This window comes from Peribacillus sp. FSL R5-0717 (assembly GCF_038002945.1).
In the GTDB taxonomy this organism is placed as follows: domain Bacteria; phylum Bacillota; class Bacilli; order Bacillales; family DSM-1321; genus Peribacillus; species Peribacillus frigoritolerans.
This window is the reverse complement of sequence record NZ_JBBOOF010000001.1, coordinates 4,897,835-4,913,406: the sequence shown is the minus strand read 5'-3', so window position 1 is coordinate 4,913,406 and position 15,572 is coordinate 4,897,835. Positions and strand designations below refer to the sequence as shown.

Here is a 15,572-nt window from a genome sequence, read left to right as displayed (position 1 = left end):
TCCTTTCGAATTACAAAACTTGTTCTGTAACTATTAGGAGCGTTTTATAAAAAATTAAAAACGAAACAGGATGCCTTCAGGATTAATTAATACATTCAAACCCACGAGACTGCTAAGTAGACTCGTGGGTAACCGATCCATCCTTGTTTTTAGAATATGAAGTGTTTGATTATCACGGAGTTACGATATTAACCTTAGGTTGGAATTGATCCAGCAAAGTCAGGAAATCTTTAAACTGTTTTTTATCACCGGAAATGGCAACTTTACCGGCTGCTTCCATTTTGGATAAATCTTCACGTCCTAGAGCAATCTGATAGAAGGTCATTTTATCTAATGTTAATGCTGCATCAGGGTTGGACGCCATTTTCCCTTTTTTGAAGTTCAATACAGAATTATTCAGATCGATCGTGTAATTGGTTTTCGAATCTGTAAATGTCAAATTGAAAGTCATATTTTTATTTTCCGCTTTCATTTCGTTTAACTTAATGGACAAGAATTTCAGGAAATCATCCATTGGCATATTGAGCAGCGTATCGAGATTCATCATTCCGCCACTTCCCTTTGAGTCTGCCACACCATTCCTTAACTCGTCTGCGCCAGTAAGATAGAAATTACGCCACACAGAAGATTCTGCTGTGTATCCTAATTGCTCATAAGCTTTAGCCAGTAAATTTTTTGCTTCTGTATTTTTCGGGTTGGCCATGACGACATGCTTTAAGACTTGAGCCACCCAGCGATATTCCCCTATTTTATAATCAAGTTTTGCCTGTTTAATGACCTTCTTTTCCCCACCCATATATTGTACATATTTAGCGCCCGATTCCTCTTGTGGTAATGGATCCAAGTCGGATGGATTACCGTTGAAATATCCTAAATAAAAGTTGTACACCGCCTTTACGTTATGTTTCAATGTTCCGTAATACCCCCGATTGGCCCAGACTTTATCCAACTTTTCAGGAAGCTTTAACTTTTCCGCGATTTCGTCAGGTGTGAGACCAAAATTAGCTAATCGTATGGTTTGGTCATGAATATATTTGTATAAATCACGCTGACTCTCCAACTGCTCCAAAACATTGTCCCTTCCCCATATGGGCCATGTATGGGCCGTAACCATAGCATCTATATCTTCGTTTCCGAACAAATCAACTGTTTCATCAAGTGCTTTCACCCATTTTAAAGTATCTCTGGTTTTAGCTCCCCTTAATGTATAAATATTATGTAACGTGTGTCCGGTGTTTTCCGCTACCACTAAAGTTTTGTAATCATTGATATAATAATGCATTTCAGATGGAGCTTCCGAATCCGGCGTCAATAAAAATTTAAATGTAATTCCGTCTATTTCCACCGTTTGAATATCATCCTTCACTTCCATTGTTGGAGGTAAATAGCTAAAAGTTCCGTTACTTAATCCTGGGCCAATACCAGAAGTAACAAATCCCCTTTCACTTGCGGGTAAGAGATTTCCAAACATATAACCTGCACGGCGAGACATTATATTGCCTAAAAGAATGTTTTCACTTAGCGCTTCATCGTTAAAACCTGCTGGGACAATAATCGGCACTTTAGCTGGATTTTCAGCATATTGAGCAATGCCTTTTATACCACCAAAGTGATCCGCATGACTGTGACTAATAACAATTGCACTTACTGGGGATTTAGGCCGATGTTCAAAATAAAGCCCCATGGCTGCTTTGGCCGTTTCAATTGTAGAAAGTGTATCCAAAACTATTAATCCTGTTTTTCCTTCCACAATGGTAAGTACTGATAAATCCTGGCCCCGAACTTGATAAACGCCATCCACCACTTTAAATAAGCCTGTTATATTTTGTAACTGAGCTTGCCTCCACAAGCTTGGGTTTACAGTAAAGCTTGCCGGCTGATCTTCTTTGATGAATGAATATCGATTACTATCCCATACCACGTCACCTTTTGAATTTTTAATGGGATTCATATTCAAAGGCGCTATAAATCCTTTATGTGCATTCTTGAAATCTTCCTTGTCTGTAAAATTCAACTGTTCATAAAAAGCCTTATTTGCTGAGATTGTTGCATCTGTTGCCGGCATTGGCTCATCTGAAGCAGCATTTGTAACAGAAGAACCTGCCAGTAAAACAAAAACAATGGGAACGGTTACAACTCCTTTAATAAAAGATATTTTGGACATTTCATACCCCTTTCTAAGTAGATATCTTGTATCTATTCCGAATGTTAAAGTATCTTTCTTAGATTTTTTTGAATAATATGAATTTATCTTATAATTAATTTGCCATTAAGTATATTTACTATTTCTAATAGTAACTTCAATTTTATTTATATAAAGGCAATGTTAAATTCTAATGTTGATATTTGACCATAAGGAAACCGCCTTGTTGAAAAGGCGGTTCTTTGAGCTATCGTCCCCGTGTTTGTTTTTAATTAGTGTCTTCATCGCTTTTGTACTCCAAAAATCACCTGGCTGACAATCCAAAGTCTTACATATCCGTTAATCATTCATTTTTTGACATTATATCTAGGGCATTTTTTAATGGCTTTTGAAGTGCGTCCACAATGGCTGCGATGATACTTGTTGCTAAAATACCCATTAGACATAATGATGTAGGACCCGCTGCATCATCACTACTTGTAACTTTAGCAAGCACCCTTAAGCTTACTATTCCTAACAAAATGAGGAAAATGACTGTAAAAGTACATTTCTTTATAATCTTCAAAGATTTAAGGGATAATTCAGAGAAAGCATTGTTCTTTTCGATGTAGGTTAATAGTTTATATGCTTGATACAACGCAACAGAAAACGCAATAGAGAATCCGTATGCACATACTAAAAAGGGGATTAGGAAGTAAGCCGTATCTGGATGTACCCTTGCATCTCTAACCGCTATGTCAGGCAACCAGATACACAAAGCAAGCATTGCAATTCCAGCCAGAAAAATAATTACCTTTAAGAAAGTCGTTGAACCTTGTTTAACATTCATTTAAAACACCTCACCTATTTAATGACAACTTGATTTTAGCATATTATTTATCGTATAACAGTAAATTTATATTGTTTTTATTTATATTATTATTGTTATTGAAATATCCTTTTAATTTTGACAAAAATAAAAAGCACTTCTCATTACAAAGAAATGCTCTTACTTTAAAATGTTAAATTTACAACTTGTTCAACAAAACTGCCCGTTTAGATTTATGTGGTCTTCTGATGCGTTGAAGGGGCGTGTTTGTGAGGTCGTTGAAGGTTTGATGGCAGGCTTTACAGCTGTAACGCTGCTGTTTCACCTCTCCAGCACATGTTTTGATAACGTATTTACCAAATCGCACAACAAAATGGCTGTCGCAATGTGGCCAGACAAGACTAGCTTTATGCTTTTGTACCTGGATTTCATCAATTGCACGAATAGGAGCAACATCGGTTTCGGTCGAGACTGCAAGAAATATACAAGTTGCTGTTTACCGCTTTCATTTAATTCTTCGGCGAGCTTCTTTATTTCCTTTAACTCCACGCTATATCATCTCCGAACCATCATTATATCTTTTATTATGCCCATTAATCCCTTTGTTTGTCTAACCGAAGACTGAACAACCAAAATGCCCTTCCCGATAGAGTGAGCTTTTATAATCAATGCTGTATTTTCAATTTACCATGACTTTTGCTAGCTGCCGGGGCCACGCCGTTAATCACGAAACTGAAAACGCTGCCAATTGTATGAGTGAACAAAGGCAGCGTCCATCCTTATTGAAGAAAATCAACAAATTTAGACACCCCTATTTTATTAAAACGCTTGTTTTTCCTGACTAGCCATAAATTTCTTGCCATATTTATTCTGTATATATCCACTTCCCGCAAAAAGCCTTGCTCCAATTCTCTGGCCACTGTCAGCCTTGGCAAAATGCTGATTCCAAGTCCGGCTTCAACCGCACTTTTTATCGCTTGTGTACTGCCAATCTCCATGTAGCTTTCAATTTTTTCTAAAACCCCATGCTCCCGTAGCATATTTTCTACGATAAGCCGTGTTCCGGAAATGGATTCACGCCAAATCATCCTTTCATTTCCCAATTCCTCTAGCTGAATTTCTTTTCTGTCTTTCCATGTGTGGTCGGATGGACATACCAATATCAATTCGTCTTCGGCGAACTTGTCTACAATAAAATCGGTGTTTTCCACAAGTCCTTCCACCAAGGCCAAATCAATGACATCGTTTGAAAGATCCTCCAGAACCCGGGGAGTATTTTTAATCGTCAATGTCACTTTTATTTCTGGCTGTTGTTTTTTGAATCTCCCAAGCAAGCTCGGCAACAAATACTCGCCGATAGTCAAGGAAGCCCCTACTATGAGATTTGCATTGTACTTCCCCGTCGATTGCTGAATCACTTCTTTTGAATGGTTGAAGTCATTTACTATGGCTTTAGCAAAAGGGTATAACAGCTTTCCTGCTTCTGTAACTCTCAGCCTTCCTTCCTCACGGTCGAATAACAAAGTGTTATAATAATTTTCCAGTTGATGGATCTGCCGTGTTACAGCGGGCTGTGATAAGAAACTTAACCTCGCTGCCTGGCTTATACTTCCTTCATCCACCACTAAACAAAACATTTTCAGATTTTCCAATTTCAAGAAAACGACCTCCATGTTTTTAGATAGTTTATTAAAATGATAGCATCATTAGGTAAATGGTGAAATGAAAATAGTGAGATACATTCTAAGGCTATTCAATTTTTGGCGGCATTCTTTATAAAACGGATAAATCTTCTGGGTATAACGTTTTGTTATACCCGATGATTTTGTTGCAATTTACCCAGCCCTTTTTCTTTGATATGTTAATGATAAGAATTAAACAAAGCATGCAAAGGAAGTGACTGATGTCAATGAAAGGACAATGGAAAACTCTATTCCAATTATTTTGGACCTTTTTTAAAATAGCACCTGTCACATTCGGAGGCGGGTTTGCGATGATCCCTTTAATCGAAAATGAAGTGGTCGAAAAGAGAAAATGGATGAAAAGCGAAGAAGTTACTGATGTTTTTGCTTTATCTCAGTCCGTACCGGGAGCTGTCGCCATTAACTCCGCCACCTTTATCGGCCATCGAATTGCCGGAATGAAGGGGGCAATGGCAGCCATGATCGGTGTTTCATTACCTACCTTTTTAATTGTTCTGCTCCTGGGCATTGTGTATTTTTTCATTCAGGATAATCCGAAGGTAGAATCCGCATTCATATCGATCAGAGCTTCCATAGTAGCCATCATCGCCTATGCGGCTATCAAGATAGGAAAAACCGCAGTTGTAGACAAATCAACTTTCTGTATCTTAATAGCAGGAATTCCCGTCCTCTACTTTCTTCACCCTGTGATGGTTATATTAGCAGGAGCCCTAGCCGGTATTGTGACCATCTCCATTAAGAGAAAATTAGGTTACGATGTCAAGATGGACAAAAAAGATAGGAAAATAGAAGAAAATGATTTCGAACCTTTCATGGGTGCTGGCATATAGGTAACACAAAATAGGGACTAACTAATTTTTAAGAAAGCATGTGATGGAATGATGGAATTGTGGGAGTTGTTTAGCACCTTCTTTATTATCGGCTTTGTATCTTTCGGAGGCGGATACGCCATGATTCCCGTAATAGAATCGGAAGTCTCACAGCATGGATGGATGACTACGCAGGAATTCACCGATATAATCGCCATTTCCGGGATGTCCCCAGGACCTGTAACCGCCAATAGTGCCATTCTCGTTGGCTATTCCACTGCTGGGTTAGCAGGAGCCATATCATCTGCTCTAGGAATCTTGCTTCCTGCCATTATAATCGTAACCGTTATAGCCACATTTTTCAGCAAATTGAATCATTATCCAGTTGTTCAATCCATGTTTTATGGATTAAGACCGATTGTCACTAGTTTGATCATCTTTGCAGCGATCAGTTTAGCACTTTCCAATCATATGATAGCCGTGAACGTTTCATGGCATACGATAAGCTTATTAATCGTTTTTGGTTTATCGTTATTTGCCCTAATGAAATTACGCTGGCATCCAGCCTATATAATTATTCTTTCCGGTTTAGTAGGTGTTGTCCTCTATTCATGACAGGTGTCTCACACACAACCATCATTAATTTGGACCGGAATTAAGCAAAAAAATTGAAAAGTGTGAGAAAACTTTATTATGTTTATGTATTTACCATACAGAAAACACCCAGAATCCAATGATTCAGGGTGTTTTAATATTATTGTATTCTCTTTTTAAGAGGTACGTTTCTTCATTTCATCATTTCCCGGCTGAAACCGTGGAAAACCAATCAGGATGGCAATGACGCCACAAAGTCCAATCAGGATTGGGTAATATGAATACGGCAAGATGCTTAACGGAGAAATCTTTGCTACTCCTGCTGCAACAAGCAGTTGTGCTCCATATGGGATCAACCCTTGGATACAACATGCAAAAATGTCAAGGACGCTCGCCGATTTCCTTGGATCAATCCCATACTTTTCAGCAATATTTTTGGCAAGTGGCCCGGCAATGATAATCGAAATCGTGTTATTTGCCGTTGAAAGGTTCGTTAAACCAACAAGCCCCGCAATGCTGAATTCCGCTCCTTTTTTCGATTTGCTATTTCGGGTCACTAGGTGGAGTAAATAGTCGATGCCACCATTATGTTTGATTACAGCTACCATACCTGCAATTAAAATGGCAAGGAAGGAGATTTCATACATTCCCGCCATTCCTTCTCCAACTTTTTGAATGACACCCAACGGTTGATAACTACCATCAGCCAAGCCGATGACTCCGGCAAATACGATTCCGATGGAAAGGACCAAGAACACATTGACTCCTGCCAATGCAGTGACCAATACGCAAAGATATGGAAGAATCTTCACCCAATCATAAGACTGTTGGGAAATGTCAGCTTGTTCACCCATCGTTAAAATTCCTAGGATGGCACATGTGATGATGGCTGCAGGTAAAACGATGAAAAAATTCACTTTAAACTTATCTTTCATTTTCGTTCCCTGAGTTCGGACAGCAGCGATTGTCGTATCTGAAATGAATGAAAGGTTATCCCCAAACATCGCACCACCAATAACGGCCGCCATTGAAAGGGCAAGTGAAATATCAGTTTGTTCACTAATCCCTACCCCGATAGGTGCCAAGGCAACAATCGTGCCCATGCTTGTCCCCATGGATAGAGAAATAAAACAAGCGATGATGAAAATCCCTACCATTAATAGGTTTTGCGGAAAAACAGCTAAGGCAAGATTCACTGTTGATTCAACTGCCCCCATGCCATTGGCAACTTCCGAAAAAGCGCCGGCCAAAAGGAAAATGATAACCATTAACATGATATTGGCGTCACCGGCACCTTTACAGAAGATATCAACTTTTTGATTGAATGTCTCTTTCCGATTCATCGCCAATGCAGCTGCCGATGCAATGGAAATCGCTACAATCACCGGAAATGAATAAAAATCTTTAGTGATGATTCCAGACCCAATAAATAAAATTAAAAATACGACAAATGGGATCAATGCCCATGGATTCCCTTTATTGTTTGCACTCATGATGTACACCTCTTTTTATTTTTCCCGCGACATGTGTCACAGCTCTTATTCTATTAACAGTTTTCGCAAATAACTCCAATTTGAACCTACCTGATTTTCCAGTCATTGAGCTGTAGCAAATAAAACTGGCATAAAAAAGACCCCTTCTATTTAACAACAAGAAGAGGTCTTTTAATTTATAAAAAACACCCTCCTTATCTTTCAGGCAAAAATCAGCCTGCTGGATTTGGCACAGCACTCCATTTAAGTCCGCTGCCGAGACATCTTCGGGCCAGTCCCTCCGTCTCTCTTGATAAGAAGATTACATTATATAATTTTATCAAAAATTACGATGCCTGCCAGAAAAGTACCACGCTGGAAACTTGCCTGAGTTCGTGACATCGAAAGTCGTTTTGAAAAGCAAATATAACAGTACAGCATTTTGTCTATTTTCGCAAGGGTTAATTTTCAAAGTGTTTCACATGCACTCCTTACTGTTTATAAAGAGATCTAAGTTGATTGGAGCAGGTGTGCGAGACTCCTCGGGGAAAAGCGAGTGCCTGGAGGCAACGTCAAATTGTAAAAACCAAAAAAAAAATGTAGACAGACTCGATCTTCATCGAGTTGTCTACATTCTGAGAGGTCTAATGACCTCTCAGCAAATTTGTTGGATTAGGTTAGGTGAATTATTTTTAGTCGAGTTCACATCAGTCGATACTTCAAATGCTTCCATCTGTTCCGAATCGAATGATTTTAAATACTGTTGCAGATATGCAGGATCATTAATGGAAGGATTCAACCAATCTTTTTCATCTTCTGGTTTTAGAATGACAGGCATGCGGTCATGAATGCTGGTCATTAGCTCATTTGGCACAGTTGTTATAACAGAGCACGAATAGATGCTGATGCCCTCAGGAGATTTCCAGGATTCCCAGAGACCGGCCATTCCAAATGGAGCATGATTCTTCATTTTTATCCGCATCGGTATTTTTCTTTCTGGTGTCTTCTTCCATTCATAAAAAGAGTCAGCGATTATCAAGCATCTCTTCTTCTTATACGCATTCCTGAAGCTTGCTTTCTCAGCAATGGTTTCCGCTCTGGCATTGATCATTTTGTAGCCCGCTTTTTCGTCTTTTCCCCAGAAAGGAATGAGTCCCCACCGAAGATATCCAAGCCGGTTCCTTACCCCGTCATTAATGACGGAGAGCACGGATTGGGAGGGAGCAATATTGTAGCTGAATTGGTATTCCTCATCAAATGACCCTTGAATATCAAACCGTTCTTTTATTTCTTCTATGTCAGTGAAAAGAGTGAAACGTCCACACATAATATCGCCACCGTATTAAGATTTATTACAGTGTATCAAATGGAATGGGCAGGCACAAATCAGCTTTCTAAAATCCTGATATCAGTAAATGGTTGATTAAATAATTCGCTGGAAATCAAAAGAGTGCCAAGGACTTCTCTTTCATCTTCTGCTTTAATGATTTCCGACAAAATTAAGGTACTGCCATTCCTCACCGTTACTTTATATTCATTCATGGAATCCCTCCTCAAAAGGCTAGATGGTTGTTATTATAAACCAAAAACCCACAAGTATCAGTATTGAACGTAGCAGAGGCATGGAAAATCCACACGCCTTTATACTTTAAATGGTTAGTCGAACGAAGCAATGCCAAGGACCATGAATCCTTGTGAAGGAGGCGCAAAAAACTGTCCATGAATGATTCATGGACAGTCTGGGGGCTTTAAAGGTTTTTCGCTTCAATATTGAAGATAACATTAAGGAAAGCCCCAACAGTGGATACGAATAGAAACCCTCTTTCTGGGAAGACCGAATTGGAGTTGCCGCCATCCCATGTCCATTATTTAAAATGCAGCAAAACCTCATTTATTAAATGCCCTGCCAATGTAACGGTCTTATTATTTTCGTCCAATGAAGGGTTCACTTCAGAGATATCAAATGAGAGGATCTTTTCATTCGATACGATATGCCTAATAATGGCACGGACCAATTTCGGATCCAGTCCAAACGGCGATGGTGCACTTACCCCAGGTGCGTAGGCTGAATCAATTACATCCGTACATAATGTAAGCATGATATAGTCATTTTCCTTAGCGAATTCATTTATCCTCCGCTTCGTTTCATCCATTTCGTATAATGACAAATCTTCTTCCAATATGTAGTCAACCTTACTCCTCTCGGCAGTTTCAAACAGTGCCTTCGTATTCCCCTGCTTCTGAATTCCGACACATAAATAGCCACAACTTTGATCTTCGTCCAAAATCTGCTTAAACATCGTGCCTGATGAAGTTTCTTTTTCATAAGGCCTCATATCAAAGTGAGCGTCAATATTAATAATCCCCAGTCTAGCTTTTGGTCCAATGGATTTCCTAATCCCAAGATAATGGCCATACAGGGTTTCGTGTCCTCCCCCAAGTATGATAGGAATCGCTTTACTCTCCAAAATCCGGGCAACAGCTGATCCCAGTTGAGATTGGGCGGCTTCCATCTCTGTACTTTCACATATTACATCGCCAGCATCCACCAGCTCGGTTTGGGAAGGTAAATGACAAGGTAATTTTGCCAACGATTGCCTAATATGATCAGGACCCTCGGCAGCACCAACCCTGCCTTTATTCCTTTTGACGCCTTCATCACATTTAAAGCCAATCAGTCCAAAAGTTCGTGATGCATTGGAAGAGGTGGCTAATTCCGAAATCGGTGCCAAGCGCACTCTTTGGTGGTATCTGAAGCTGTCGAGGTCAGTTTGGGAATCAATTCTTCCATTCCAATATTTTAAAGTCGGTTGAGTATACATAATTTCTCCTTTATTTTAAAAATTCCGAAATATCTTTCTTAAAAATTATAATGGAGATAATGTATAATTACCAATACAAAAATTTAATATTTCTATAGAAGGTATAGCCGCTTTCAGCGTAATTTATGATATTGACAGATATATCTGTTGGAGAATATCTTCCTCGTATCCGTTTGACATTGCTGCTCAAGCCATTAGATTTAGCAAGGGATTATCGATTTTGCCTATAAATAAAATCCACAAAAAGCCCAATTCCCCCGTGTTGTACGCGAGAAATTGGGCTTTGGCATCATATAAAAGCGACCTTTAACAGAAGGCTCGATCTCAAAATGTCCTTACTAAACTTTAATATCAATTTTCAGTTACTGGCCCCTTATATGACCTAGTGACAGGGGGTTTTGCCAAAATCCGCAAAGCATCATTATTTCAATGATTCTCCTAATTCGAATGATCTTCTTTATGATTGAAATATAATGAATTATAGTATTTCTATATAACCTTCTGTTCCATTTACTCGAATACGTTGCCCATCTTTTATAAGCTTGGTGGCATTTACCACACCGACAACGGCAGGTAAGCCATATTCACGTGCGATGACTGCTCCATGGGTCATCAGCCCGCCAACTTCGGTGACGAGTCCTTTTATGGATACAAATAATGGTGTCCAGCTAGGATCGGTGAAGGTTGTAACCAGTATATCTCCATCTTCTAGATCTGCATCTTCCATGTTTAAGATGACGCGCGCTCTGCCCTCTATTACTCCGGAAGAAACCGATAGGCCTACAATAGCTTCGGCCATGAGATTGTCTCGTTTATATTCCCCTACAATGATTTCACCATCAGACGTGATAACACGTGGTGGAGTTAGTTTTTCATATAATTTGTACTCGTCTTTTCGTTTGCTGATCATCTGGTAATCTAGTTTATTTGTGCGTACGACTTCGTGAAGTTCTTCAAAAGTGAGATAATATATATCTTCTTTTTCATGAATAACGTTGGCTTGCACGAGTTGTTCGGCTTCCTTCAGTAAAGCCAGCTTATAAACGAAGTAGCGGTTAACCATTCCGTATTTTGGATATTCCCGATAACCGATGAAATTTCGGATTAGGCTGATCATTCGTTTTGTTTCTTTGGCTTTTTGTTCACCATCCGGTAATTTTTTCAATCGTTCTAATAGCTCTTGTTCTTTTTTCAAAGCTTCCTGTCGCCCTTGCTCAAATTTTCGATTGCTAGCATTAGGCTCAAAGTTTTTGATATTACTAAGAATTACGGGGACAAGTGTAGTTGGCTTTTCGCTCCAACGAGTTTTAGTAATATCGATTTCTCCAGCACATCGCATTCCGTATTTGCCGAGATAATCATAGATGGCATCCTGGGTTTCCTGACCACCATCAAACTTAACCAGTTCATCCATAAAATTATCATCTTTTACTTGTTGTAGATAATCAATTACTTCTGGATAAGGACGTATCACATCTGCGACATCCATTAGCGCCAGACCCATTTCTGAAGTAATATTGTTTGGTACAGATTGAGAAAGCGTGTCGGCTGCGTTTTTTTCACCTAACCACTTATTCATTTTTTCATTGATCCATGATGATGCATCTATCGCAGCCATAAACACAGCTGAACTTTGTGGGTCAAATAAAATCTTCTTTAATATCTGGATATCTTCCAGAATGAAATCAAATAAATCCGATCCTGATTTCGTTTGGATGTTTTGTTTTAATTCTTCTATCGATGTTTGACTACGGTTAATCAAATCAGAAACGATTGTCGGGTCGTTTTCAATTTGTGCACTAGAATGTCCAGACGGCACACTTTTATTGCTTTTACCGGAATTCTGTTCTTGCTTATCATTTGGTACGGATTTTATGAAATCCCCTCGCTCTATTATGTTAATGAGTGCATCTTTCATGAGCGGATCGTGTTGTCCCATGGCCTCTACTAACATTTTTCTGCTGTCAGGTGAAGTCACCATATGTGTGACATCTACAAACAACCTTCCGCCAGCTATACGCATGGGTGCAGGAGTCGTTAACAGCCAAAAAGATAATCCCAATGGTTTCATGGCGTCAGTCATCATTTGTTGATGACCGACAGATACATAAACGTGATTCTCTTGATCATTCGCTTCTGGGATGGGGTATAAAGTAGTAATTGGACGGCTCTGGACAATATAAAATGTATCATCAACCAAACACCATTCGATATCTTGCGGACAGCCAAAATGCGCTTCAAGCTTTCTGCCGATCCTTTCAAGCCCCAACACTTGCTCATCTGACAGGGTCGATAAAACCTGCTGCCCCGGCTCAATTTCCTTTTCCACCGTCCCGCCTTCTTTTCGTGCATATATAGCCAACTTTTTGGCAGAAATCTTCTTCTCCACAATCCTACCTTCTTGCACTTTATAATAGTCCGCAGACACTAAGCCAGAGACAAGTGCCTCACCCAGCCCAAAGCTAGCATCGATCGAAAGCACCTTGCGGTTTGAGGAAACTGGATCAGCTGTAAATAGTATTCCGGAAGCTTGTGGAAAAATCATCCTTTGAATAACAACAGACAGATAAACCTTGCGATGGTCAAATCCGTTTTGCATTCGGTAAATCACAGCACGATCAGTAAATAGTGATGCCCAGCACTTACTAATATGTTGTAAAATTGCATCTTTTCCTTTGATGTTTAGATAGGTATCCTGTTGACCTGCAAAGGAGGCAAATGGAAGATCTTCGGCAGTAGCGCTAGAACGAACAGCATATGCATGCTCGAAGCCAAAAATTAAGAGACATCGGTCGATATCTTTTTCGATCCCCTTGTCGATCTCGATACCCTCAATCAGATCACGAATCTTCCTGCTAATTTCACTTATTCTTTTTCGTTCGTCCACTTTTTGAACTGCAAGCTGATCGAGTAATTGATGAAGCTCATCATTTTCCCCAATGACTCTTTTAAATGCCTCAGTAGTAACACAAAATCCTTCTGGTACAAGAATTCCATCAATCTTCGAGCATTCGCCCAAATTCATCCCTTTGCCACCGACCACCATTTGTTTCGTTTTATCGATCTCCCGAAACTCCAGTACATATGGTTTCATTTCTTTCCCTCCCATTTATCGCTTAATACCAAGACAATCATATGACAAAAATTGTTCATGTGATCAACCATTAACGCTGTCCAGTCGTTCTTGCTCCTACTGAAGTTCCATGTTCCTATCAAACACTCCTTTAAAAAAATAAAAATAAGGATTGACTGAGAAGGAAATTATGTTGTATAGTTATAATAGGGTATAATTTATACAAAATGCTAAATTGGTGTATCTATATAAATTTAACACAGTTTTTCATTTTTTTCAATGTATTATCATGACCAAAATTGTAGTAAATACAAAGTCAGAAAACCCCATTTTACAAGACAACTCACATAAATGATTTCCAAATATCCAAGCATTTATTGCAGCTTAAGGGAAAATACGGATGTACAACCTTAATAAACTCCAATAGTAAAAATCCCGGTTTCTTAGTATTAAGAAATCGGGATTTTTTAGATAATCCATTAAAGCGTCCGAGCATTAATGAGGATTTTTAAAATTTTTACCTTCCCAAATAATAGTAACGACTTTAGAAGGATGTCTTCTGGTTTAGATTCAAGAATAGTTTTAATTGACAGTAAACATCCATGAAACACCAAATTTATCCTTCAACGAACCGTGAAGTTTCGCAAAGAATGTTTCATGAAGATCCATATGTATAGATCCCTCTTCTATTAATGTATTCCATGCCTTTCTAGCTTGTTCCTCGGAGTTAAGCTCCACACTTACAACCACTTTGTCACTATCATTCAATTCACGATTTGAATCAGAACCCATTATAATTCCATCTTCTGTTAATCTTATTTGTGAGTAAAGAACCAGGTCTTTATCACTCTCTTCAACAGGAAAGTCTGGACTTGATGGGATCTCACTATATTTTTGCATAGCAATAAGTTCCCCGCCAAAAGCCTCGATATACAATTTGAAAGCCTCTTCACATTCTCTGTTAAACATTAAATATGGTTTAATCATTTTCATTCTCCTTTGAATCGAGATTGGATTCCTTAATAATAACCGGTACCAAGATTATCATCGTTACAAGCATACACGAACATTAGTTCTGTTTTCAATTAAAACTTCCGATCGTTCTTTTTTATAATAGAACTTAAACCTATATCATTATGCACAAAAATAGCATTGTTATATTCTCGACGAACAGCATGGTAAACGGTTTCCAAATATAGAACTTGATTTCAACAAAACTTATAATGCGGCACTATCCCGGAACAAGGATCAGCGCTCATTTTTTCATTTTAGGGGAAGGATATTTTTGGTACCGCCTCGTGTAGGACAACAATACATTTCTTCAATATTATTTGACGGGAATATTCCTGTTTGTTTATATCTCACCCAAAGGACTATCATTCTAATAAATCGCGGGGTAAAGATGAATACTACATTATTAAGTGCTCTTGCAGAGCCAAACTCACCGCGGGAAAATATGCAGAACGACTTCAGATTCGGCATCCATTGTCATCCAAATATATAAGCGGGCTTCATAAATCAGGAGTAGTGGAATTTATACGGAAGCAATTCGTCGAATTTACAAGCTTCGCCCAGAGCCCTTTAGGATTAAACATTTGGTTTGAACAGTATTGTGAAATATGGGAAGAAAGACTCGACAGCTTGGAACATTAACTGAAATAATTTTTCCAAAAACCGAAATCCCCCGCAGTTTCAATGCTCCTCGCGAGCTTGTATTTAAGGCTTTTACCGAATCAGAACATCTGCAGAACTGGTGGGGCCCAAAAGGATGGGCTTTTGATATTTCTAAGTTTGAGCTTCGCCAGGAAGGTGTTTTCCATTACAGCCAGACATCTCCTGATGGTAATGTAATCTGGGTCAAATTTGTTTATCATGAAGTAAATGCCCCAGATAAACTCGTTTACACCTCTTTCTTTTCTGATGAAATGGGTAACATCGTACGTGCTCCTTTTAATGACAACCGACCATTGGAAACTCTCAATACTTTTCATTCACCGAGCATGGAGGTAAAACAATACTTACGGTGATTGGGGCACCTGTATCCCCAACCGAGGAGAAAACGGTTCAGGAGGGCTTTTCAGGAACCTTCGTTCAACTGGCTGACTACCTCTCTACTATTTCATATGACTAAAAAACAACCCCAGACCT

12 protein-coding genes, 1 pseudogene and 1 riboswitch are annotated in these 15,572 nt (G+C 39.0%); of the genes and pseudogenes, 3 read left to right on the top strand and 10 right to left on the bottom strand.

Translation table 11 applies throughout. From position 1 onward, the window contains the following. Window positions 1-172 precede the first annotated feature (172 nt). From NYE65_RS23540 to NYE65_RS23525, 4 genes and pseudogenes are all read right to left on the bottom strand, one after another. Window positions 173-2,164, bottom strand: coding sequence for an alkyl/aryl-sulfatase (locus NYE65_RS23540; RefSeq protein WP_340861847.1), 1,992 nt, complete (start codon window positions 2,162-2,164; stop codon window positions 173-175). A 322-nt stretch (window positions 2,165-2,486) separates the two neighbouring features. Beyond that, entirely contained in the window at window positions 2,487-2,972 is a 486-nt protein-coding gene (locus NYE65_RS23535; protein ID WP_340861846.1) for a DUF2975 domain-containing protein, read from the bottom strand. 214 nt (window positions 2,973-3,186) lie between these two features. After that, a pseudogene (locus tag NYE65_RS23530) lies at window positions 3,187-3,500 on the bottom strand (transposase); the annotation flags it as partial. 230 nt (window positions 3,501-3,730) lie between these two features. After that, window positions 3,731-4,609, bottom strand: coding sequence for a LysR family transcriptional regulator (locus NYE65_RS23525; protein WP_340861845.1), 879 nt, complete (start codon window positions 4,607-4,609; stop codon window positions 3,731-3,733). A gap of 245 nt (window positions 4,610-4,854) precedes the next feature. Between NYE65_RS23525 and NYE65_RS23520 the strand changes: the two genes are divergently transcribed. Together NYE65_RS23520 and NYE65_RS23515 are read left to right on the top strand one after the other, a co-directional pair. After that, the gene (locus NYE65_RS23520) at window positions 4,855-5,484 is read left to right on the top strand and encodes a chromate transporter (protein WP_340861844.1); all 630 of its coding nucleotides are present in this window, start codon (window positions 4,855-4,857) and stop codon (window positions 5,482-5,484) included. 48 nt (window positions 5,485-5,532) lie between these two features. Beyond that, window positions 5,533-6,078 carry a chromate transporter gene (locus tag NYE65_RS23515; RefSeq protein WP_328177224.1) on the top strand — a complete coding sequence of 182 codons (546 nt, stop codon included), beginning with the start codon at window positions 5,533-5,535 and terminating at the stop codon, window positions 6,076-6,078. Between the two features lie 155 nt (window positions 6,079-6,233). Here NYE65_RS23515 and NYE65_RS23510 read toward each other — a convergent pair whose 3' ends face one another. The 6 genes from NYE65_RS23510 to NYE65_RS23485 all read right to left on the bottom strand — a co-directional run bounded on the left by NYE65_RS23510 (window position 6,234) and on the right by NYE65_RS23485 (window position 14,411). After that, window positions 6,234-7,550 (bottom strand): Na+/H+ antiporter NhaC family protein, encoded by a 1,317-nt coding sequence (locus tag NYE65_RS23510; protein WP_340861843.1) that lies wholly within the window; start codon window positions 7,548-7,550, stop codon window positions 6,234-6,236. Window positions 7,551-7,741: 191 nt separating this feature from the next. Continuing rightward, window positions 7,742-7,849, bottom strand: a riboswitch (SAM riboswitch). 335 nt (window positions 7,850-8,184) lie between these two features. After that, window positions 8,185-8,856, bottom strand: coding sequence for an SOS response-associated peptidase (locus tag NYE65_RS23505; RefSeq protein WP_340861842.1), 672 nt, complete (start codon window positions 8,854-8,856; stop codon window positions 8,185-8,187). Between the two features lie 59 nt (window positions 8,857-8,915). Next, window positions 8,916-9,071: a hypothetical protein gene (locus tag NYE65_RS23500; protein WP_156404305.1), complete on the bottom strand. Its 156-nt coding sequence runs from the start codon at window positions 9,069-9,071 to the stop codon at window positions 8,916-8,918. Window positions 9,072-9,394: 323 nt separating this feature from the next. After that, window positions 9,395-10,351 (bottom strand): formimidoylglutamase, encoded by a 957-nt coding sequence (hutG, locus tag NYE65_RS23495; RefSeq protein ID WP_340861841.1) that lies wholly within the window; start codon window positions 10,349-10,351, stop codon window positions 9,395-9,397. Between the two features lie 478 nt (window positions 10,352-10,829). After that, window positions 10,830-13,445 carry a phosphoenolpyruvate synthase gene (ppsA, locus tag NYE65_RS23490; protein WP_340861840.1) on the bottom strand — a complete coding sequence of 872 codons (2,616 nt, stop codon included), beginning with the start codon at window positions 13,443-13,445 and terminating at the stop codon, window positions 10,830-10,832. Between the two features lie 561 nt (window positions 13,446-14,006). Further along, window positions 14,007-14,411, bottom strand: coding sequence for a VOC family protein (locus NYE65_RS23485; RefSeq protein ID WP_340861839.1), 405 nt, complete (start codon window positions 14,409-14,411; stop codon window positions 14,007-14,009). A gap of 632 nt (window positions 14,412-15,043) precedes the next feature. Between NYE65_RS23485 and NYE65_RS23480 the strand changes: the two genes are divergently transcribed. Beyond that, window positions 15,044-15,451 (top strand): SRPBCC domain-containing protein, encoded by a 408-nt coding sequence (locus NYE65_RS23480; RefSeq protein WP_340861838.1) that lies wholly within the window; start codon window positions 15,044-15,046, stop codon window positions 15,449-15,451. The last annotated feature ends 121 nt before the right edge of the window (window positions 15,452-15,572 follow it).

Coding starts and splice junctions, on each gene's coding strand:
- NYE65_RS23540 (WP_340861847.1), bottom strand. CDS start 2,164: ATGTCCAAAATATCTTTTATTAAAGGAGTTGTAACCGTTCCCATTGTT.
- NYE65_RS23535 (WP_340861846.1), bottom strand. CDS start 2,972: ATGAATGTTAAACAAGGTTCAACGACTTTCTTAAAGGTAATTATTTTT.
- NYE65_RS23520 (WP_340861844.1), top strand. CDS start 4,855: ATGTCAATGAAAGGACAATGGAAAACTCTATTCCAATTATTTTGGACC.
- NYE65_RS23515 (WP_328177224.1), top strand. CDS start 5,533: ATGATGGAATTGTGGGAGTTGTTTAGCACCTTCTTTATTATCGGCTTT.
- NYE65_RS23510 (WP_340861843.1), bottom strand. CDS start 7,550: ATGAGTGCAAACAATAAAGGGAATCCATGGGCATTGATCCCATTTGTC.
- NYE65_RS23505 (WP_340861842.1), bottom strand. CDS start 8,856: ATGTGTGGACGTTTCACTCTTTTCACTGACATAGAAGAAATAAAAGAA.
- NYE65_RS23500 (WP_156404305.1), bottom strand. CDS start 9,071: ATGAATGAATATAAAGTAACGGTGAGGAATGGCAGTACCTTAATTTTG.
- hutG (WP_340861841.1), bottom strand. CDS start 10,351: ATGTATACTCAACCGACTTTAAAATATTGGAATGGAAGAATTGATTCC.
- ppsA (WP_340861840.1), bottom strand. CDS start 13,445: ATGAAACCATATGTACTGGAGTTTCGGGAGATCGATAAAACGAAACAA.
- NYE65_RS23485 (WP_340861839.1), bottom strand. CDS start 14,411: ATGATTAAACCATATTTAATGTTTAACAGAGAATGTGAAGAGGCTTTC.
- NYE65_RS23480 (WP_340861838.1), top strand. CDS start 15,044: ATGGGAAGAAAGACTCGACAGCTTGGAACATTAACTGAAATAATTTTT.